This is a genomic window from Amycolatopsis sp. NPDC004169 (assembly GCF_040610315.1).
Lineage (GTDB): Bacteria > Actinomycetota > Actinomycetes > Mycobacteriales > Pseudonocardiaceae > Amycolatopsis.
Window position 1 is genome coordinate 99408 of the sequence record NZ_JBEXMD010000014.1, and the last position, 18991, is coordinate 118398.

The 18991-nt window shown below is 71.7% G+C and carries 18 protein-coding genes and 1 pseudogene; 6 read left to right on the forward strand and 13 right to left on the reverse strand.

The window, feature by feature from the left end; genetic code table 11:
* Window positions 1-185: 185 nt before the first annotated feature.
* Entirely contained in the window at window positions 186-722 is a 537-nt protein-coding gene (locus ABZX11_RS20760; RefSeq protein WP_354915077.1) for an SRPBCC family protein, read from the forward strand.
* 43 nt (window positions 723-765) lie between these two features.
* Here ABZX11_RS20760 and ABZX11_RS20765 read toward each other — a convergent pair whose 3' ends face one another.
* The gene (locus ABZX11_RS20765; RefSeq protein ID WP_354915080.1) at window positions 766-1509 is read right to left on the reverse strand and encodes a sigma 54 modulation/S30EA ribosomal C-terminal domain-containing protein; all 744 of its coding nucleotides are present in this window, start codon (window positions 1507-1509) and stop codon (window positions 766-768) included.
* 47 nt (window positions 1510-1556) lie between these two features.
* The gene (ctaD, locus tag ABZX11_RS20770) at window positions 1557-3296 is read right to left on the reverse strand and encodes a cytochrome c oxidase subunit I (protein WP_354915083.1); all 1740 of its coding nucleotides are present in this window, start codon (window positions 3294-3296) and stop codon (window positions 1557-1559) included.
* A gap of 220 nt (window positions 3297-3516) precedes the next feature.
* On the opposite strand from ctaD, the gene ABZX11_RS20775 reads away from it, so the two are divergent.
* Window positions 3517-3783: a hypothetical protein gene (locus ABZX11_RS20775; RefSeq protein WP_354915086.1), complete on the forward strand. Its 267-nt coding sequence runs from the start codon at window positions 3517-3519 to the stop codon at window positions 3781-3783.
* On the opposite strand, the gene ABZX11_RS20780 is transcribed toward ABZX11_RS20775, so the two are convergent.
* Window positions 3753-3932, reverse strand: coding sequence for a hypothetical protein (locus ABZX11_RS20780; protein WP_354915089.1), 180 nt, complete (start codon window positions 3930-3932; stop codon window positions 3753-3755). The two genes, ABZX11_RS20775 and ABZX11_RS20780, sit on opposite strands and share 31 nt — an antisense overlap.
* 34 nt (window positions 3933-3966) lie before the next feature.
* On the reverse strand, window positions 3967-4830 hold the full coding sequence (locus ABZX11_RS20785) for an oxygenase MpaB family protein (protein WP_354915092.1): 864 nt from the start codon (window positions 4828-4830) through the stop codon (window positions 3967-3969).
* Between the two features lie 229 nt (window positions 4831-5059).
* Between ABZX11_RS20785 and ABZX11_RS20790 the strand changes: the two genes are divergently transcribed.
* A complete protein-coding gene (locus tag ABZX11_RS20790) occupies window positions 5060-6439 on the forward strand; it encodes a DUF2867 domain-containing protein (protein WP_354915095.1) in 1380 nt (459 codons plus the stop codon).
* 97 nt (window positions 6440-6536) lie between these two features.
* Window positions 6537-7446 (forward strand): annotated as a pseudogene (locus ABZX11_RS20795) (IS5 family transposase).
* Here ABZX11_RS20795 and ABZX11_RS20800 read toward each other — a convergent pair.
* The gene (locus ABZX11_RS20800) at window positions 7443-7961 is read right to left on the reverse strand and encodes a TetR/AcrR family transcriptional regulator (protein WP_354915098.1); all 519 of its coding nucleotides are present in this window, start codon (window positions 7959-7961) and stop codon (window positions 7443-7445) included. The pseudogene ABZX11_RS20795 and the gene ABZX11_RS20800 overlap by 4 nt on opposite strands.
* A gap of 231 nt (window positions 7962-8192) precedes the next feature.
* Here ABZX11_RS20800 and ABZX11_RS20805 point away from each other — a divergent pair, with 231 nt between their 5' ends.
* Complete coding sequence (locus tag ABZX11_RS20805) at window positions 8193-9425, forward strand: glycosyltransferase (protein WP_354915101.1); 1233 nt, start codon at window positions 8193-8195, stop codon at window positions 9423-9425.
* 109 nt (window positions 9426-9534) lie between these two features.
* On the opposite strand, the gene ABZX11_RS20810 is transcribed toward ABZX11_RS20805, so the two are convergent.
* The gene (locus tag ABZX11_RS20810) at window positions 9535-10218 is read right to left on the reverse strand and encodes an SDR family NAD(P)-dependent oxidoreductase (protein ID WP_354915104.1); all 684 of its coding nucleotides are present in this window, start codon (window positions 10216-10218) and stop codon (window positions 9535-9537) included.
* A gap of 42 nt (window positions 10219-10260) precedes the next feature.
* Complete coding sequence (gene folE, locus ABZX11_RS20815) at window positions 10261-10881, reverse strand: GTP cyclohydrolase I FolE (protein WP_176177071.1); 621 nt, start codon at window positions 10879-10881, stop codon at window positions 10261-10263.
* Window positions 10882-11138: 257 nt separating this feature from the next.
* Between folE and ABZX11_RS20820 the strand changes: the two genes are divergently transcribed.
* Window positions 11139-11456, forward strand: a complete 318-nt coding sequence (locus ABZX11_RS20820; RefSeq protein WP_354915351.1) for a DUF3099 domain-containing protein — start codon at window positions 11139-11141, stop codon at window positions 11454-11456.
* Here the strand turns inward: ABZX11_RS20820 and ABZX11_RS20825 are convergent.
* The 6 genes from ABZX11_RS20825 to ABZX11_RS20850 all read right to left on the reverse strand — a co-directional run bounded on the left by ABZX11_RS20825 (window position 11421) and on the right by ABZX11_RS20850 (window position 18846).
* Window positions 11421-12323 (reverse strand): MerR family transcriptional regulator, encoded by a 903-nt coding sequence (locus tag ABZX11_RS20825; protein WP_354915107.1) that lies wholly within the window; start codon window positions 12321-12323, stop codon window positions 11421-11423. The two genes, ABZX11_RS20820 and ABZX11_RS20825, sit on opposite strands and share 36 nt — an antisense overlap.
* Complete coding sequence (locus ABZX11_RS20830; protein ID WP_354915353.1) at window positions 12278-13315, reverse strand: ferrochelatase; 1038 nt, start codon at window positions 13313-13315, stop codon at window positions 12278-12280. The genes ABZX11_RS20825 and ABZX11_RS20830 overlap by 46 nt, the downstream gene beginning before the upstream one ends.
* 772 nt (window positions 13316-14087) lie before the next feature.
* Window positions 14088-15644 (reverse strand): Na+/H+ antiporter, encoded by a 1557-nt coding sequence (locus ABZX11_RS20835; protein WP_354915110.1) that lies wholly within the window; start codon window positions 15642-15644, stop codon window positions 14088-14090.
* Between the two features lie 250 nt (window positions 15645-15894).
* On the reverse strand, window positions 15895-16842 hold the full coding sequence (locus ABZX11_RS20840) for a hypothetical protein (protein WP_354915113.1): 948 nt from the start codon (window positions 16840-16842) through the stop codon (window positions 15895-15897).
* Between the two features lie 100 nt (window positions 16843-16942).
* Complete coding sequence (locus ABZX11_RS20845; RefSeq protein WP_354915116.1) at window positions 16943-17440, reverse strand: hypothetical protein; 498 nt, start codon at window positions 17438-17440, stop codon at window positions 16943-16945.
* A complete protein-coding gene (locus ABZX11_RS20850) occupies window positions 17437-18846 on the reverse strand; it encodes a diacylglycerol kinase family protein (protein WP_354915119.1) in 1410 nt (469 codons plus the stop codon). The genes ABZX11_RS20845 and ABZX11_RS20850 overlap by 4 nt, the downstream gene beginning before the upstream one ends.
* Between the last annotated feature and the right edge of the window lie 145 nt (window positions 18847-18991).

Consider the following 18991-nt stretch of genomic DNA (forward strand, 5'->3'; position numbering starts at 1 on the left):
GCTGCGGTGAATCGAGTTTGAATCGCAGTTCCTTCCCTCCCGCGATCGAGTGGTTTGCCCTGGTCGGCCGGACATCACCCCCTGGTACCGGGGTGCTCGCCCACCCGATCGGACCAGCGGCAGCGGCCAAACCCGGCTACGTTCGGCACAGCAGACGCACTACCGACCGGAGTACGGAGGGCACCATGGCGGACGTCGTACGAGCCGAAACCGACGTGGCGGCTTCGGCCGACACCACCTTCAAGTGGTTCACCGACTTCAGCCACTACCCGAGGTTCATGCGCTCGGTCGAGCAGGTGTTCCCGGTCGACGGCCACCCCGACCGGTTCCAGTTCGTCTACACCCTCGCCGGGATCCCGCGCCGCTACAGCATCGACGTCACCACCGACCCCCAGCGCCGGACACTGGACTGGGTCAGCGCAAACGGTCCCCGGCACCGGGGGCACGCCGTCGTGAACACCGACGGCCCCGACTCCGCAACCCTGACCCTCGAGCTGGAACTGGAGCTCGAAGAGCTCACCGAACGGATCGCCCAGGCACTCGGGCTCATCACCACCCGCGCCCGCGCCGACCTGCGGCGGTTCGCCAAGTTCGTCGAGGACGTCCACCACGCGGCCGATCCCGCCGAAGCCAAGGAAATCGCCGACGGGGAAACGTCCCACCGCACGCCGCTGCAGTGGCTCTTCGACACCGTCTTCCCCACCGACGAGTCCTCGCACTGACCCCGCAGCCGACGACGCGCACGACCGTGGCCTCCGAGAGGCGTCAGGTCGCGGTGACCAGCCCGTAGTGCCCGTCGTAGCGCTGGTAAAGCACGACCCCGCGGTCGGTCTCGGCGTCCCGGAAGAAGAGGAAGGGCAGTTCGAGGGCATCGAGCCGCTCGCAGGCGGCGCGGGCGTCCAGCCGGGGCACCGGGTGGACGTTGACGACCCACGGGGTCGTCACGGTCCCGGCCGGCGGAGACAGGCCGGCCAGCCGGGCGAGCCGGTACCCGGTCGGACCCCCGCGGTACACCACCGCGTCTTCGCCGGTGTCCGCGTCGACGAAGAGGTGGACGCGATAGTCCATCAGGTCCATGGTCAGGGCCGCGTCGTCCGGGCGGCACGTCCGCAGCGGGTACTGTTTGCGGCGCACGACCTCCCGCTGCCCGGCCGGACGCGGAACCGACGGCGGCTCATCGCGCGGTGGCGGCCACGGCCGCGGCACGGCCGGGTTCTGCAGCCGCACCAGCTGTTCATTCAGCCGTTTCCGGAGCAGCGTGGCCGCCTCCTGGAAGAACGCGCCGGTCAGCTGGGCACGCACCGGCTGCCCGTCGGCGATGAGGTTCACCTGGACGAGCGCCGGCCGCGGCACGGCCGGTTTCCGGTACACCGTGAGTTTGAGCTTCGCGGATTCGACCTGGGCCGGTACCCGCCGGAGGAATGCGCCGATCCGGCGGCGGACGTACTCACAAGCGCCCGGGACGACGTCGCCCGAGATGTCCACGGCCAGGGTGAGCGTGCTCGACACCGAGTGCCTTTCGTCTGTGGTGATCGGCAATGGCACAACAGGTTTCGTCATCGATCCGCGGGCAGCCGCGGCGGGTCCGCGTCGGCGGCGTGTGCCTTCGGCTTGCCGGTGAAGGTGATTTCGCCCTCGCGGCGGAGGCGTTCGACCATGTGCGGGTAGTGCAGCTCGAACGCGGGCCGCTCGGAGCGGATCCGGGGCAGCTCGGTGAAGTTGTGCCGCGGCGGCGGGCAGGACGTCGCCCACTCGAGCGAGTTGCCGTAGCCCCACGGGTCGTCCACCGTGACGATCTCGCCGTACCGGTAGCTTTTGAAGACGTTCCAGATGAAGGGCAGCACCGAAACGCCGAGCAGGTAGGCGCCGACCGTCGAGATGGTGTTGAGCGTGGTGAACCCGTCGGTGCTCAGGTAGTCGGCGTAGCGGCGCGGCATGCCTTCGTTGCCCAGCCAGTGCTGGACGAGGAACGTGCCGTGGAAGCCGAGGAACGTGGTCCAGAAATGCCAGCGGGCCGGCTTCTCGTCCATCATCCGGCCGGTGATCTTGGGGAACCAGAAGTAGATGCCGGCGAAGGTGGCGAACACGATCGTGCCGTAGAGCACGTAGTGGAAGTGCGCAACCACGAAATAGCTGTCCGACACGTGGAAGTCCAGTGCCGGGGCCGCGAGGAGCACGCCGGACAGGCCGCCGAAGAGGAAGGTGACCAGGAAGCCGACGGAGAACAGCATCGGCGACTCGAACGTGAGCTGCCCCTTCCACATCGTGCCGATCCAGTTGAAGAACTTGACCCCGGTGGGCACGGCGACCAGGAACGTCATGAAGGAGAAGAACGGCAGCAGCACGGCGCCCGTGGCGTACATGTGGTGCGCCCACACCGCGACCGACAGGGCCGCGATGGACAGCGTCGCCCAGACCAGGCCGCGGTAGCCGAACAGCGGTTTCCGGGAGAACACCGGCAGGATCTCGGAGACCACCCCGAAGAACGGCAGAGCGAGGATGTAGACCTCGGGGTGGCCGAAGAACCAGAACAGGTGCTGCCACAGCACCGCGCCGCCGTTGGCCGGGTCGAACACGTGCGCCCCGATCAGCCGGTCGGCGAGCAGCCCGAACCCGGCCGCGGTCAGGATCGGGAACACGATCAGCACCAGGATGCTGGTGACCAGGATGTTCCAGGTGAAGATCGGCATCCGCCACATCGTCATGCCCGGCGCGCGCAGGCACACCACGGTGGTGACCATGTTGACGGCGCCGAGGATCGTGCCGAGCCCTCCGACCGCGACCCCGACGATCCAGAGGTTGGCCCCGACGCCCGGCGAGTGGATGGCGTCCGACAGCGGGGTGTAGGCGAACCAGCCGAAGTCGGCGGCGCCTCCGGGGGTCAGGAACCCGCTCAGCATGATCAGACCGCCGAACAGAAAGAGCCAGAACGAGAACGCGTTCAGCCGCGGGAACGCGACGTCCGGTGAGCCGATCTGCAACGGGAGCACGAAGTTCGCGAACCCGAACACGCTCGGCGTCGCGTACAGCAGCAGCATCACCGTGCCGTGCATGGTGAACAACTGGTTGTACTGCTCCTGCGAGAGGAACTGCAGTCCCGGTCGCGCCAGCTCGGAGCGGATCAGCATCGCCATCGCGCCGCCGATGAGGAAGAACGCGAACGTGGTGACCAGGTACATCACGCCGATCTGCTTGTGATCGGTGGTGCGCAGCAGCCGCAGCAGCCACGCACCCTTGACGCGTTCGCGTCCCACCTGCGGTCGGATGGCAATCGGGCCGGGCCTCGTGGCCGTCACGGGTGCTCCTGTCTGTCCGGTCGTCACGCGGCACAGTCGATCGCGAGACCCGCTCCGCCCGACAGGGACCAAAGTCCTCTGTGGATGTTCCAAAATCCTCCCGGGGGCGGCTGGACCGCTCCCGTCACGGCTCGGAACTCGATCACCAGGCGGGCCCGGACCCGAGATCCCCTTGATCACCGCCTCGAAGATCGGGACCGGGAGGACTCCGCCCGCCGGGATGCCGACGCACACCAGCCGGCCGCCGCGGCGCAAGGAGCGCAGCGCCTGCTCGAACGCGCTCGGCGCCGCGGCCACCCCACCCCACAGCTCCGACGTAGGCCGGCTGGGTCCGCGGCGCAGAACGACCAGGATCACCGTGACCACCGCGGCGGCCAAGGCGGCGATCTGGACCGCGATGCCCGCCCTCGAGCCGGGCACGAGACCGAGATCGGCGAGCACGGTGGTCAAGTTGACCTACACCGCGACGCTCGACCAGCCCGCGTAGACACCGAGCAGGCTGCGCAGCAGCACCCGGCCGGCCGTGCTCATCCGGTCGCTCGTGCCGTCGAGGCGGCGCATCGCGATCAGCAGTAACCCCAGCATGGCCGCGGAGACCACGACAGTCCCCCACACCGGCCCGGTCCTGGTGATCACCAGCCATCCGCCCGGCAGATCGCGGCGACTCCGTTCAGGCCGCGGTCATCGCCCAGCGCACGACCTTCACCAAGCTGTGCCCGGCGAGCGGGACGACGGTCGCTTCGGCGACCGGCAGCCGTGGCAGGCGCAGGTGCGGGCGCGTCCACGCCGGCAGCATCGCCACCGCCGAGGCCGCCAGTGCCGCGTAGGGCAGCCGGGCCGGCCACGGGACCGGCGGGGTGAGCAGGAGAAACCGGGCGGCTTGCCGGGCCTCCGGGGTACCACGCAGCTCGGGCCGGTACTCGGCCAGCGCCCGGTCGAGCCCGGCTCGGGTCACCGGCGGGTCGGGTACCCCGAGCGCCCGGGCGATCACGGCCGTCTCGGCGACGTAGGAGTCGCACCCCGCCTCGTCGAGGGGCCGCGCGCCGTAGCGCTGGTGGGCACGCAGGAAGCTGTCGACTTCGGCGATGTGCACCCACGCCAGCAGCCGCGGGTCGTCGGCCCGGTAGGGCCGACCGTCCGGGGCCACTCCCCGCACCCGCCGGTGGACCGCGCGCACGGTCTCGACCGCGCGCGCGGCGTCCTCGGCCGTGCCGAACGTGGTCACGGCGAGGAAGGTGCTCGTGCGCTGCAGACGGCCCCACGGATCGCCGCGGTAGCCCGAGTGCGCGGCCACCGCCGCCATCGCCAACGGGTGCAGCGACTGCAACAGCAGCGCACGCAGGCCGCCCACGAACATGGCCGTGTCCCCGTGCACCCGCCGGATCGCGCTGTCCGGCCCGAACCAGCGCTCTCCCGGCGCGCCGTGGATGCGTGCGCGGTTGCGTGGCCCGTCGGGCCCCGCCACCCGCGCGAAGAGGGCGTCGCGCAGCCGCTCACGGACCAGCGACACCCCGTGCGGGAAGTTCGGCTGCATGGCACCTCCACGACGTCGAGCCTGCCCTCCGCTGCAAAAGCGATGCAGACTCCGTGACTGGGCGGCATCCAGGATGACGACCCGCCACCGATCCTACCTGTGCTTACTCCCGAAAGCGCACGAGAACGGACCGGCCGCGCTGAGCGCAGAACGGATCTTTCCCCGGCGGTCGCAGCCCGGACGGCTTACGTTTGTGACGTCTCTGCATCGTCTGAGGAAAGGACGTCGCATGGCCGACAGCGGCCTGCCGCCGCGCTGCACGGTGCTCGGCGCGACCGGGTTCGCCGGCCGGGCGCTCGTCGCCGACCTCGCCGCCGCCGGGCACCCGGTCCACGTCCTCTCCCGCACGGCGGAGCACGGCTTCCCGCACCGGATCGACGTGACGCTCGGGGACGCCACGGACCCGCGCGCGCTCGAGACCGTGTGCGCCGGCGCGGACGTGGTTTTCCACCTCGTGCACTCGCTGGCACACGCGGACTTCGCCGGCCGCGACCGCACGATCGCGCGGCGCCTCGCCGCCACCGCCGCGGCCGCCGGGGTCCGGCAGCTCGTCTACCTCGGCGGGCCACGGCCGGCGGCCACGACGTCGCCGCACCTGGCGTCCCGCTCCGAAGTGGCCGAGATCCTGAGGGACGGCGAGGTCCCGGCGATCGCACTGCAGGCGTCGATGATCCTCGGCCGCGGCTCGGCCGGGGTCGAGCTGCTCTCGCGCACCGCCCGGCTGCCGGTCCGGCCACGACCCCGGTGGACCGCCAGCCGCAGCCGCCCGGTCGCGCTCGCCGACGTCCGCCACTACCTGCGAGCCGCGGCCTGCCACCCGCCGCTGCGGGGCCGGTTCGACGTCAGCGGGCCGGAAACGATCAGCTACGACGGCCTCGTGCGGCGGTGCGCCCGAATCCTGCGGCGGGCCGCCGCGCCCGCCCTGCCCTCGCCGTTCTGGTCCCACGAAACCGCCGCGCGGATCGCCGGGCTGACCTCGCCCGTGCCCGCCACCGTCGCGGGGCCGTTGTTCGCCTCGCTCGAGCACGACCTGCTCCCGGCCGACACCCCGGCCGAATCCGTGCTGCCGCCACCGCCGGGCGGACCGACCAGCCTCGACAACGCCCTGCGCACGGCCCTCGGCGTTCCGGTTCCGCAGGCACCCGCCGGTCCGGCGTACCAGGACGAACACACCCGGCTCGCGAAAGCCGGCCCGGGCCGGCTGTGGCAGGCGATCACCGCCCTCGGCGGCGACCACGGCCGGTTCCCGCCCGCACCGGCGTGGGCTCTGCGCGGCCTGCTCGACGGGCTGCTCGGCGGGGCGGGGGCCTACCGCGGGCGCCCCGACCGGCCGGTGGCCGGCGACGTCATCGACTTCTGGACCGTCCGCCGCCGCGACGACACGCGTCGCGAGCTCGTGCTGACCGCGGACATGCGGCTGCCCGGCGACGCCGAACTCACCCTGCGCGCGGACCCGGCCGGCTCCGGCAGCCTGCTGCGGCAGCGGGTGCGCTTCACCCCCGGCTCACCGCTGGGCCACGCCTACTGGCACCTCCAGAAACCAGCGCACAACCAGGTGTTCGCGTGGCTCGCCCGCTCGATCGTCCGCAACGCCGAACGCCGGACCTGAGGTCAGAACGGGGCGCCGACCGACAGGATGCCGTCGACCGCTCCCGCGTGCCGGAGGGCTAGGGCGTGTCTGACAAAGGTCTCGGCTGGTTGCTGGGATGCTGCTGGTTGTGTCGCGGTTTCAGTTGCTCTCGGATGCTCAGTGGGCGTTGATCGAGGACCTGCTTCCGACCCGGACCGGTAGGCGCGGGCGTCCGTTCTCCGATGCGCGGGCGATGGTGGAGGGGATCATTTACCGGTATCGGTGCGGGATCGCCTGGCGGGATGTGCCGGCGGTGTTCGGTCCGTGGCAGACGATCTGGACCTGGCATCGCCGGATGGCCGGTGACGGCACCTGGGACACCGTGCTGCAGCGACTGCTCGCCGAAGCCGACGCGGCCGGCCTGGTGGACTGGTCGGTGTCGGTGGATTCCACCATCGCCCGGGCGCATCAGCACGCCACCAACATCACCCGTCCCACAGGGGGCTGGGTCGAACTACACGGAGCTGCTGACCGAGCCGCCTGACCACGCCATCGGCCGCTCCCGCGGCGGCTGGAGCACCAAGGTGCACCACCTCGTCGACGGCAACGGCCGACCGCTGGTTGCACTGGTCGGTCCTGGTCAAGCTGGCGACGCGCCCATGTTTCCGCATCTGATGCGGCATCTACACGTCGCCCGGGTTGGACGCGGTCGGGCCCGGACCCGGCCTGACCGGGTCCGCGGCGACAAGGCGTATTCCTCGCGCGCGATCCGCGGACACCTGCGCGACCGCGGCATCACCGCCGTAATCCCGGAGCCAGCTGATCAGGCTGGACATAGCAAACGCCGCGGTTCCCGCGGCGGGCGACCACCCGCGTTCGACGCGGTGGACTACCGCGGACGCAACGTCGTCGAGCGACGGTTCAACCTGCTCAAGCAGTGGCGCGGCCTGGCTGCTCGTTCCGACAAGCTCGCCATCGTCTACCGGTCAGCAGTCGTCCTGCACGCCGTCATCGCCTGGACCAAAGCATTATCAGACACGCCCTAGCGTGGCACGGCTGCGCCGCGGTGGAGCAGGTCGACGAGTGAGTCGAGCCACGGGCCCGTGGGGTCGGCGTGTTCGAGGAGCACCCGGTGCATGATCGCGCCGACGAGGCTGAACACCACCTGCTGGGGGTCGGTGTCTTCGTTCCACTCCCCACGACGGCGGGCCCGCTCGGCGATGGCGAACACCGGCGTCGCCTGCTCGCTCATCCGGCGAGCGGCGAGAGAAGCGATGTCACTGGTGGCGCCGCTGCCGATGGCCGCCCGCGCCAGCGCGGCGCCTTCAGGGCGCGACAGGAACTCCGCGATGGGCTCGGCCAGTGCGTGCAGGTCATCTCGCAGGTTACCGGTGTCGGGACTGTTGGCGAACTCGGAGCGCAACCCGTCCATCGCGGCGGCGACCAGGGCTTCTTTGGTGGGCCAGCGCCGGTAGACGCTGGTCTTGTTGACCTCGGCGCGGTGCGCGACGCGGTCGACGCTCAGCTTGTCGAACCCGCTCTCGGCCAGTTCGGCGCGCACTGCCGCGAGGATCGCCGCCACCACGGGGGCGCCACGGGGGCGTCCCGCGTCACGACGGCTCGGCGCGCCCTGGCCATCACCCATCCCCCGCTCCGATCCTGCCGCACCGCCGCGGCCCGCCCGACGATATCGCGATCGCACCGCGCACCCGCGGCCAATGACGGCCGAAGGTGGACGGCACGACGTCACGCTGCCTATTATTGCAACATCAAGTTGCAATGGAGGTCACCTGTGCCGGTCTGCGTCGTTGCCATCGACACGCGCGGCGGTATCCAGCCGTACGCCGCCCTCGCCCTCGGCCTGCAGCAGGCGGGACACCGGGTCCACGTCGTCGCGCCGGAGGACTTCACCGACTGGCTGACCGGCCTGGGGCTCGATGCGGTGCCGCTGCCCGGACGCATGGACGACGCCGCCCGCGCGGCGGCCGAGGCCGGGTTCTCCCGCGGTGTCGTCCCCAGGGGCATGCGCGAGCAGCTGCTCCGGCAGTCGTTGCGCCACGCTCGCGCCCTGCTCGACTACGCCGACGGCGCCGACGCCCTGCTGGGAGGTATCGGCGGCGCGGTACTCGGCGTCGACGTGGCGGAGCGGCTCGGCATCCCCTTCGTGCACGCGCACCTGCAGCCGGTGGGAGCGGTCTCCGCGGCGGTCGCCGGTGTGCTGACCCCCTGGATCCCGGCCTGGACCGGAGCGGCGGGCAACCTGATCGGCTCGGCGATCACCGAATCGGCTCTCGCACTGCCTTTCCGCGCCGCCTCCCGTGCCGTGCGCGCCGAGGTACTCGGCCTGCCCCCTCGCCGGTCTCGGCCGAGAAGCTCGCGGCTTCCGGTTTACGGGTTCAGCAGGCACGTCGTGGCCGTGCCGGCGACCTGGGATGTCACCGGCTATTGGTTCCTGCCCGAGGATCCGGCGTGGACCCCACCGGCAGAGCTCGTCGCGTTCCTGGGTTCGGGTGAGGCGCCCGTCTGCATCGGCTTCGGCAGCATGGCGAGCGCTGATCCCGCCGCGACCGCCCGCACGGTCACCGAAGCGATCCGGCGAGCCGGGGTGCGGGCGGTGCTGCTCACCGGATGGAGCGGGATGAGCGACATCGCCGCCTCCGACGACGTGCTCGTCATCGACCAGGTGCCGCACTCGTGGCTGTTCCCCCGCTGCGCGGCGGTGGTACACCACGGCGGTGCCGGCACCACTGCGGCCGCTCTGCGGGCCGGCGTTCCCGCTGTGGTCGTGCCACACGGAGTCGACCAGCCCTTCTGGGCGAAAAGGGTCGCCGAACTCGGCGTGGGGCCACGGCCGCTGCCCCGGTCCCGGCTGTCCGCGACCTCTTTGGCCGCCGCTCTCCGCACGACGCTCGCAGACGACGGCATGCGCGCCCGCGCCGCGCACCTCGCAGAACTGCTCAGCGCCGAAGACGGCATCACCACGGCAGTCGACCACCTCAGCCGCGGCCTCACCCAGACGAAATGAAAGCGGCGTCACCACCCGAATAAATTCGATGATCCGTGACCGCCGAACAGCACTGACGAAAATCCTCTGCGTCGGCACGGATCACGCCTGCCCTGTGCGCCCGCGGGATCTACCCCACCTCGGCAGTCCCCGTCTCGACGGCGTCGACGATCCGGCGGATCGCGGCCTCGAGGTCGGCACCCGGAGGCAGCCGGGGCGGCCGGCCGGCGACGGCCCGGTCCGCGAAGCCGGTCTCCATGTGCGGCAGCCGGGCATCCACGACCCGGACACCCCGGCGCCGCTGCTCGATCCGGACAGCGGTCAACCACGCCGACAGAGCGGCTTTCGAAGCGGAATACACCGCCATGCCCGGCATCGGACGTTCGCTCACCACCCCGGTGAGGGCGGCGATCGCACCACCGGACCGGAGCAACGGCAGGGCTGCACGCAGCAAGGCGATCGGGGCCAGCGTGTTGACCGCGAAAAGGTGTTCGGCGACGTCGTCGGGCAACGACTCCGCCGCCCCGAACGCGACGGCACCCACCGCGACCACGACGACGTCCAGTCCTCCCAGCGCCTCGGCCGACCGCGCCACGACATCGCCGGCGCCGTCGAGGTCGTAGGCGTCGAAGAACTCGGTGTGCGCGCCGAATTCGTCGGAGAGCTCCTGCAGGCGAGCAGACTGCCTCCCCGCCACGGCCAGCGCTGCTCCCCGAGCCGAGAACTCACGGACCAGCGATCCCCCGAGCACGCCGGTGGCCCCGGCCACCAGCACTCGGGCGCCGTCGAGCTCGAGCCGCTCACCGCGAGCCATGCCGAACCTCCGTCATCCACGCTGCGGAACGGGCCCGGAACTTCAACCGGGGATCCCCGCCACAGCGAGGAACTCGGCCCGCGTCTTGCGGTCGTCGCGGATCAGGCCGTGCAGCGCCGAAGTCACCGTGCTGGAGCCGGCCGCCTGAACGCCTCGAAGCGACATGCACAGGTGCTCGGCTTCGATGACGACACCCACTCCCCGCGGCTCGAGGTTCTGCTGCAGCCAGTCGGCGACCTGCTTGGTCAGCCGCTCCTGCACCTGGAGGTCACGGGCGAACAGCTCGACGACCCTGGCGAGCTTGGACAACCCGAGGATCCGGGCCCCGGGGAGGTAACCGACGTGCGCGATGCCCTGGAACGGCAACATGTGGTGCTCGCACAGTGACCGGACCGGGATGCCGCGCGCGACCACGAGCTCGTCGTACTGCTCGTCGTTCGGGAACGTCGTCAGCGAAAACTCCCGCGGCGTGATCAGCTCGGCGTACGAGCGGGCAACCCGCTTCGGAGTGTCCCGGAGGTGCTCCGAACTCGGGTCCTTGCCCAGCGCGGCCAGCAATTCGGCGACGGCACGCTCGGCGCGCACCAAGTCGATGTCCGGCCGCCGCGAACCACTCGCCGGCAGCTCTCGTCTCGGCTCGGCTGTCGTGACCGACTCGAGCATCCGTTCCTCCAAGGTGGTTCCACCAGCTGGTCTCCCCGAGATCATCGAGAGACACCGAGAAAATGGCGACATTTGCATCGTGGTTGAATCGCACTCGGCGATCCCCTGACGGATACGGTCGCGGGCGGCGGCAGGTCACCCAGGTCACCGATGCACCTGCGATGCATCGCTCCCACCCGGGGCGCTCCGGGCGGAAGATCGAACTGTGCCCGACCGGTTGCCGCCATCACGCTCCACAGATCAGCGCCGTCAAGGAGATACCCGTGAGCAAGAACAGCCCCGCGGTCCTCATCACCGCCGCGGCACCTTCGGCGGATCAACAGCTGGATCGGCGGCGACGCAAATACGTCGTCATGATGGCCTGCCGGGTCCCGTTCTTGATCCTGGCCGGTGTCACCGCGCACATCTGGTGGCTGGCGCTGCTGTTCCTCGCGGTGTCGGTCCCGCTGCCGTGGATCGCCGTGCTCATCGCGAACGAAGCCCCGGTTCGCAAGGACGAGAACGCACACCGGCTGGACCGGGCCGGCCGGGCGCAGCTGTCAGCGGCTCAGCTCGACCATCGCCTCGGACAATGACGACGGCAGCGGTTCACCCACCACCGGCAGGCCGCGCCAGCCCGGGCCGGCCGGCCGCACCGGCATCCCTTCGGCGTGCAACACCTGCAGAATGCGCACATCGGCCGAGTGGGCCGTCATCGACCACACCACCACACTGCGGGGCTGCAGCCGAGCGGCGACCACCCGAAGAACGTCCACGGACACCAGACCGCCCAGGTGCACCGCCGGCACTCCGTCGTCGCGCAATGCGGCACCGGGTACCTTGATCGGCAGTTCATGGCGCTCCACCGGCGTGCTCAGCAGGACGACCGGCGGACGCCCGGTACGCGCCGGGGCGGGCGCCGGGTACCGGTCGACCGCTCCCGACGCCGCGGTGGCCAGCGCCCACTCCGCGGCCATCGCCGTGCGATCCCCGTTCTTCGCCCAGCGCAGGCCCGCAGCACGGAGTACCGGGGCGAGCACGTCAGTCCAGGCTTTGGCCACCCCGAGGCTGCCGAACGCGTCATCGACGACGCCGCCGACGGTGGACAGGTCGAGGGCATCCGCAGCCGCGGCGAGACACTCGCGGCGCCGGGCGGCCGTCATGCCCGCCGCCCAGCGCGACAGCACCAGAGACGCCGCGTCCCGCGCCCCCACACCTTGGGCCTGCAGGGCGCGCATCCGGCGAAGACGTTCGACATCGTCGGCCGTGTAGCGACGCCGGCCATTGCGATCGCGGGCTCGCGCCCCGATTCCGTAGCGATGTTCCCACGTTCGCAACGTCACCTGCGAGACGCCCAACGTCCGCGCCACCTCCCCGGAACCGAGCGCCCGCCCTTCCCCCGCAGTCACCCGCGATGTCACCGCTGCGCCCGCCTGGACGGCTCGCAACAGCCGACGGCACACGGCGCCCCGTTGATCGAGCACCCCGCAGCGGCCATCGCCGAGAGCTTCCTCGGCCGGGTGCCGGAGGTGTGCTCACGCACCAGCTCGACCACCATCTCGGCGAAGCGCGGGTCGGCGCCGGCTGTGGCCGCCCTGACGAACGCCATACCGTGCGCAGCTGCTCGCTCGCGAGCCTCGTTGTCGAGGTCCCAGACCACTTCGAGGTGATCGGAGACGAACCCGATCGGCACGACCACCACGGCCCGGACGCCCCGGGCGTGCAGCACATCCAGGTGGTCGACGATGTCCGGTTCGAGCCACGGCACCTCGGCCGGCCCGGACCTGGACTGCCACACGAGGTCGTACTCCGCGATCCCCGCTTCGGCCGCGACCAACCGGGCCGCTTCCGCGATCTGCCGCGAATAGCGCCGACCGCCTTCCACCGGCAGCCCCGCGGCGCGATCGGCCGACTCCGGCACCGAGTGCGCGGTGAACACCGTCCGCGCTCCCCCGCCAGCACTGCGGTGCGCGGCACGCACCGCATCGGCCGCGGCCGCCACGAACAGGGGGTGATCGAAGTACTGCCGGATCTTGACCATCTCCGGAGCAGCCGGGCCGGCCGCGGTCCGCGCACGGAGGATGTCCTCGTGGTACTGGCGGCACGCCGAGTAGCCACCGTAGGCGCTCGTGGGGAAGACCAGTACCCGCCGCGCTCCCTGTCGCGTCAGTTCGGCGACGGCGTCCTCGACCGTGGGCGCCCAGTTGCGGTTGCCGAAGACCACCGGCAGGTCGATCGACGCCGCCGCGAGCTGCTTCTCCACGGCCGTGATGAGCTCCCGGTTGAGCCGGTTGATCGGCGAGACCCCGCCGAAGTGGTGGTAGTGCTCGGCGACTTCGAGCAACCGGGAACGCGGGACGCCACGCCCGCGAGTGACGTTCTCCAGGAACGGCAGCACGTCATCGGGGCCTTCAGGACCGCCGAAGGACAACCACAGCAACGCGTCGTACTCGATCGGGGTCAATACTTCACCTTTTCCGGTAGTCCGAAGTGCACGGGAACGCCTTCGGAATAGAGAGCGCTGACCGGAGGTCCACTGGGAGGTGGGCAAGCCGGCCGCCGCCACGAGGTCTTCATCCAGAGAAATGATTTCGGCTCGGCGAAGGCGCCAAGGCGGGTGCACGGTGGGGATCCGCCAGGTCTGCGGTTCCGGAGACCGAAACCGACCGGGCTGGTGGGCGCGGTGCTCACCGAGGATCATCACGCCACCGCGCCCGGGTCCCTGCGGCACACAGCCCACACGGCGACTCCGCGCTCACCGCACGCCAGACGACCCACAGCCACCTCACCGCATCGATTCACCACCGATTCAAAAACATCGTAATCCTCGCACCACGTGTCCGCGCATCGACCGGCAGCGACCTTCCTCACGCAGCCCGAGGATGCGACAAGACCACCGTGAGCTGCAGATATGCGGCACTATCGACTCGCGCCGTCTTCGCGCAGTCCGAGCAGCGCGATCCCAGGGTCCGTCGTTTTGCATCGCCATCGAATCGGTCAGCCCGAGCGCGACCGGCGAGAGAGAGCCGGGCGCTTTCCGGGGTCAAGACGGCGTCAAAGTTGCGCCGGCGGGCTCGTCAAGACGGCAGAGCACGTCCATCCTCTGTCCCATGAACGATTTCGCGTGGGCGTCGGCGCTGATGGGCGGCTTCGCGCTGGTGGCCGTCCTCCTGCGGCTCGCCGGCACGTGGCTCGCCACCCCACGACGACGATCCCGGTGAGCTCGTTCAGTCCTCCAGCCCCGCGTACTCCAGGTCCAGCAGCCGCTGGATGCGGCGCCGGGTGCCGTCGGTGATCTCGCCCGCCTCGAACAGCCGGGTCAGCTCGGCCGCTTCCACGTCGATCAGCTCCCGCCGCAGGGCGCGGTAGTCGATCCCGCGCACCCAGTCCGCCGCCTCCTCGCCGGTGTCGCCGCGGATGTGCTCGAGCCGGGCCTGCCAGCCCGCCCGCAGCTGGTCGACCACGAACGGCGGCGCCGACTCGGTCTCCGCCAGGTGGTCCAGGTGGCTCAGCCCGGCTTCGGCGAGTTTCCGGCGCGCGGTGCCGTATTCGGTGCGCAGGTCGGCGGGGTCGAGCGCGATACCGGCCCGGCGGACCAGCGGCGCCAGCGTGAAGCCCTGGACCACCAGCGTCAGCACGATCACCGCCGTCGTCAGCAACAGGACGAGGTCCCGCGCGGGTAGCGCTGATCCGTCCAAAGTGGCCACCGGCAGCGACAGCACCGCCGCCAGCGGAACCACGCCCCGCGCGCCCGCCCACGAAACGACCGCGGGTACCTGCCAGGAGATCCGGCCCTCCACCCGCCGCTGCCGCAGCGCCGACAGCACGAACACCAGCAGCAGCCGCGCGAGCACCAGCGTCGCCGCGATGGCCAGCGCCTGCAGCAACCACCACGGCCCGCCGCCGGCGACCCGCCGCACCAGCGCCGGCAACTGCAGCCCGATCAGGCCGAACACGACGCTCTCCAGCAGGAACACCACGGTCTGGTACACCGCACCGACCTGCAGCCGGATCCGCGCCGTCGTCAGCCGCTCCGCCTGGGTCCCGAGGATCACGCTCGCCACCACGACCGCCGTCACGCCCGACCCGCCGAACGACTCCGCCACGACGTACCCCGCATACGGCGTGACGAGGGAGATCACCGTCTCCAGCACCGGGTCTTCGGTACGCCGCCGGATCAGGAACGCGCCGAGCGCCGTCAGCACCCCGACCGCCACCCCACCGCCCGCGAGCATCCCGAACTCCGCGAGCGTCCGCCCCCAGGACGCGGCCCCGCCGGCGACGGCCAGGAACAGCGCCACCCGGAACAGCAGCAGGCTGGTGGCGTCGTTGAACAGACTCTCCGCCTGGATCAGCGCCTGCACCCGCGGCGGCAGCGCCAGCCGCCGCGCCAAGGCCGTCACTGCGACCGGGTCCGTGCTCGCCAGCACCGCACCCAGCACGAACGCCATCCCCACCGGCAACGGCGTCACCGCGACCGCGATCCCGATCACCGCCGCGGCCGACAGCAGCACCAGCCCCACCGACAGCACCGCAACCGGCCGCCCCACCGCCCGCAGGTCGCGCCACGGCAGCTCCTCCCCCGCCGCGAACAGCAGCGGCGGGAGCACGACCAGGCTGATCACCTCCGGTGTCACCTGCACGACCGGGACACCGGGCAGCAACCCGACCATGACTCCGACGACGACCAGCAGCGACGGCGCGGGCACCCGCAGCCGCCGGGCGAACGTGGCCACCACGGTCGCCACGACCACCAGGAACAGGACGGTTTCGACCCCGCGCATCAGCCGGTCCTTCCGATCCGAAATCCGGATGCCGACCAGACTTCCCGGCGCGCCGCGCTCAGCCTACGCGACGCGCCCGCGGACGACCCGCCACCGGCCTGAGGCGGTGACGGTCGAGCCGATCCTGCTGCCGCGGGTGGCCTACCGCGGCCGGGAGATCACCGGCCCCCGCCCGCTTCGACCGGCAGCATGCCGATCCAGGCCGAGCCGACGGAGGAAGCAGCCGAAGGTCGATCGGCGGCCCTCGTGCTCAATCGAGCACCGTCAGGTCACTCCGGATCGCCGGCCGCCACGGCAGAATCCCTTGATACGGCAGCACTTCCCGCCCGGGAAGCACCACGCCCGCCCAGTCGCGCGGGCCGCCGTCGTAGACGGACACCGAAATTCGGCGGCCGATCAGCGAGGGGTCGCCAGCCGTCGTCACCGTTGCGGTGGCGATCACCGCCGGGCCGCTCGCGTCGAGTTCCGTGACCGTCGCGTCGAACTTCATTGCCGCCCCGCCCTTGACGGTGATCGTGCCCGTCGCCGCCGACGGTAGGGCTCCGGCGGGTGCCTGCGCGTTCACCGTGATCGTGCGGTCACCCAGCTCGAGGGTGCCCGCGACGTGGCGTCCGGGCAGGCCGACCCGGCTGCCGGGGACGCCGCCGTGCGGGCCCGGCACCGGTGTGCGGACGGTGAGCGTGCTCTCGTCGAGCGCGAAGAACGGCACGTGTGCCTGCCCCGGGGCGACCGGCTCGCCGGCGAAACCCCAGACGAAACCGACGCGGTCGCCGTCGGGGCGGTCGGCGACGCTCAGCGCGACCGGGGTGCCGATCATCGGAAGATCCGGGTTGTCCGGGTTGTCCTTCCAGGTGACGACGCCGTTGAGCACGGCGACCGAGCCGGCCGCCGTCAGCGTGTCGACGGTGCCGCCGAACGCCGCGTGGAGCGTGCCGTCCGGCCGGGTGTGCACCGCCTGCCACCGCCCGGTGGCGTTTCGGGGGTTCCCGGGCCGCGGTGTCGCGCGGGCGTCCAGGCCGAGGGTGATCGGGTCGCCTGCCCACATCGGGAACCGGTCCCCCGGCAGCAGCCCGCGCCCGGAACCACTGACGCTGACCGTCGTGGCCGGATCGGCCACGGCCGCGGCGGTGCCGACCGGCAGCGGCAGCGTGGCGGCGAGCGCGACAGCGAGCGCACGCAGACGTGATCGAGTGGTCATCGTGGATCTCCCCAGAGTCGTCGACGGAGTGGTAACACCGTTATAAGACGCCGGAGTTGAAAGTCCTGACCGGTTTTCTCAGCCAGCCGCCTACGCTCGGTCAGGCCGGGCGCAGGGGGACCCACGAGCCGCCGATGCGCAGGTCCGCGCGGGCGGCGTCGACGAAACCCGCGATCGCCTGGTCCAGCCGCCCCTGGCCGGCCTCCTCCTCCGCGCGGTACTTCTCGTCGACCCGGCCACCGAAACCCGGTCGGCTCCCCGCGTGGATCTGCCGGACGATTTCGACGCGGGCGTGCACCGCGGCGAGCACCCGCTCGAGGGTGGCGTTGAGCTCCCTGTCGCAGAAGAACGCCAGCTGCAGCACCGCTTCTTCGACGGTCTCCGCCACCGAGGACGGATCGACCGCGTCGCGCCCCCGCCAGACCGGCAGGCACCGGAGCCGGTGTGCCGCGGCCACGACCTTGGGGAACAGCTGGCTCTTGCGCTGCAACACGACGTACCGGTCGGCGTCGTCGATCGCGTCCGCACCGTCGATGCGTGCGGTCGCCATGACGTCGACCTGCGCCTGAGCGAGGTCGTGGCCGGAAGACTCGTTCACCGTCGATCTCCTTTCACCGGGCCGGAATTCGAGACGCTGCGTCGGGGCACGGAGGGCGGGCACCCGCGCGCAGAACGCCCGGCGAGCACGCGCAAAAGCGCCCGCAGGGCCCGCCGGACGCCCTTCGGGGCCATCGCCGCCGGAGAAGTGCCGGGGGCGTCCGGGGGCAGGCGCACCCGCAGGACACCGGGCAGGACGCCGATCCGCAACGGCGACGGGAGGCGCTGGGGTTCGCCGTCCACGGCCACGTCGATGAGCGGGTCCGCCGACTCCACCGCGAACTCCGGCGTGCTCCAGGCCCGGTAACCGGGGAACCGGGTGATGTCGCCGCACAACTCGGCCGCGACCAGCTCCGGCACGTCCCGCACCCGGCCGACCGCGACCGTGACGATCCCGAGGACACCCAGGTCGAGCCGTTCGCGGCGGCCGAGGCCGGTCAACCGCTCGAGCCGGTAGGGGCCGTTGGACACGAGCACGATGTCCGCGGCCGCCGCGGGATCGCCGTCCGGGCCGGGAAACCTCAGCGGGCGGCGGGCGTCCGGGCCGAACAGGTCGGGCAGGCAGCCGGCGATCGTGGCGGCCTTGGCCTCCCGGTAGCCGGGTGCCCGGACCAGGGCGGCGTACGCCCCGAGCGAAACGTTGTTGACGAACACCCGGCCCCCGGCCACGCCGAGATCGACCCGCCGCTCGACAGCGTGGCCGAAGGCGGCCAGCGCCTCGGCCGGTGCGTCCCGGTCCAGGCCGAGGTCTCGCGCGAAGTGGTTGCGCGTTCCCGCCGGAACGCAGACGAAGGGCAGGTCGTGCCGGCGGGCCACGTCGGCGACCACGGCCTGGCTGCCGTCGCCGCCGGCCATCCCGAGCACGTCCGCGCCGTCGGCCACCGCCTGTTCCGCGAGTTCCCGCAGGTCGTCGTCGACGTGCAGCTCGATCGGCCGGATTCCGAGCGCCCAGGCCCGCTCACCGAGCCGGGACGCGGTGGCCACGCCGTGGCCGGACAGCGGGTTGAGCAGCAGGACGCCCGCCGACGCCGGCTCCGCGCGGCGGATCCGGGGCGTGCGCGCCAGATCGTGGCCGAGAACGGTCCTGGCCGCCGCGAACGACAGCGCGACCAGCCCCGCGGCCGTCGCCAGCAGAGCGTAGGCGTGCAGGCCGGGCAGCAGCCCCAGCAGGACCGCGGCGGCGATTCCGGCCGTCGCCGCGGCCGCCCGCGCGAAGCCACGGCGCACCAGCGCGGCCCACCCGGCACCGAGCACGCTCCCGAGCAGGAGCACCGCGAGCACCAGCTGCAGCGGATGCCGGATCAGCGCGCCCAGGACCACGACCAACGACGCCGCCGATGCCGCCAACGAGATCGCCGCGGCCACCTGCCGGGTGACCGTCGGCCGCCCGTCCGCTCGCTTCGCCATCGCCACACCTCCGCGGCCGACCCTGCGGTCCGGGCGGCCCCGGGTCGTCACCCGTCGCGGGTGACCCTGCGCCGCCCACCGTCGTGGCCCGGCCCGAGGGCCACCCGATGCCGGACGAACTCGCACGATCCGGGTGAGGCGCCCG

Excerpts from the sequence above, each read along its gene's own strand:
- ABZX11_RS20760 (WP_354915077.1), top strand. The coding sequence starts at position 186 with ATGGCGGACGTCGTACGAGCCGAAACCGACGTGGCGGCTTCGGCCGAC.
- ABZX11_RS20775 (WP_354915086.1), top strand. The coding sequence starts at position 3,517 with ATGCCGACGCACACCAGCCGGCCGCCGCGGCGCAAGGAGCGCAGCGCC.
- ABZX11_RS20785 (WP_354915092.1), bottom strand. The coding sequence starts at position 4,830 with ATGCAGCCGAACTTCCCGCACGGGGTGTCGCTGGTCCGTGAGCGGCTG.
- ABZX11_RS20790 (WP_354915095.1), top strand. The coding sequence starts at position 5,060 with ATGGCCGACAGCGGCCTGCCGCCGCGCTGCACGGTGCTCGGCGCGACC.
- ABZX11_RS20810 (WP_354915104.1), bottom strand. The coding sequence starts at position 10,218 with ATGGCTCGCGGTGAGCGGCTCGAGCTCGACGGCGCCCGAGTGCTGGTG.
- folE (WP_176177071.1), bottom strand. The coding sequence starts at position 10,881 with ATGCTCGAGTCGGTCACGACAGCCGAGCCGAGACGAGAGCTGCCGGCG.
- ABZX11_RS20835 (WP_354915110.1), bottom strand. The coding sequence starts at position 15,644 with ATGCGCGGGGTCGAAACCGTCCTGTTCCTGGTGGTCGTGGCGACCGTG.
- ABZX11_RS20840 (WP_354915113.1), bottom strand. The coding sequence starts at position 16,842 with ATGACCACTCGATCACGTCTGCGTGCGCTCGCTGTCGCGCTCGCCGCC.
- ABZX11_RS20850 (WP_354915119.1), bottom strand. The coding sequence starts at position 18,846 with ATGGCGAAGCGAGCGGACGGGCGGCCGACGGTCACCCGGCAGGTGGCC.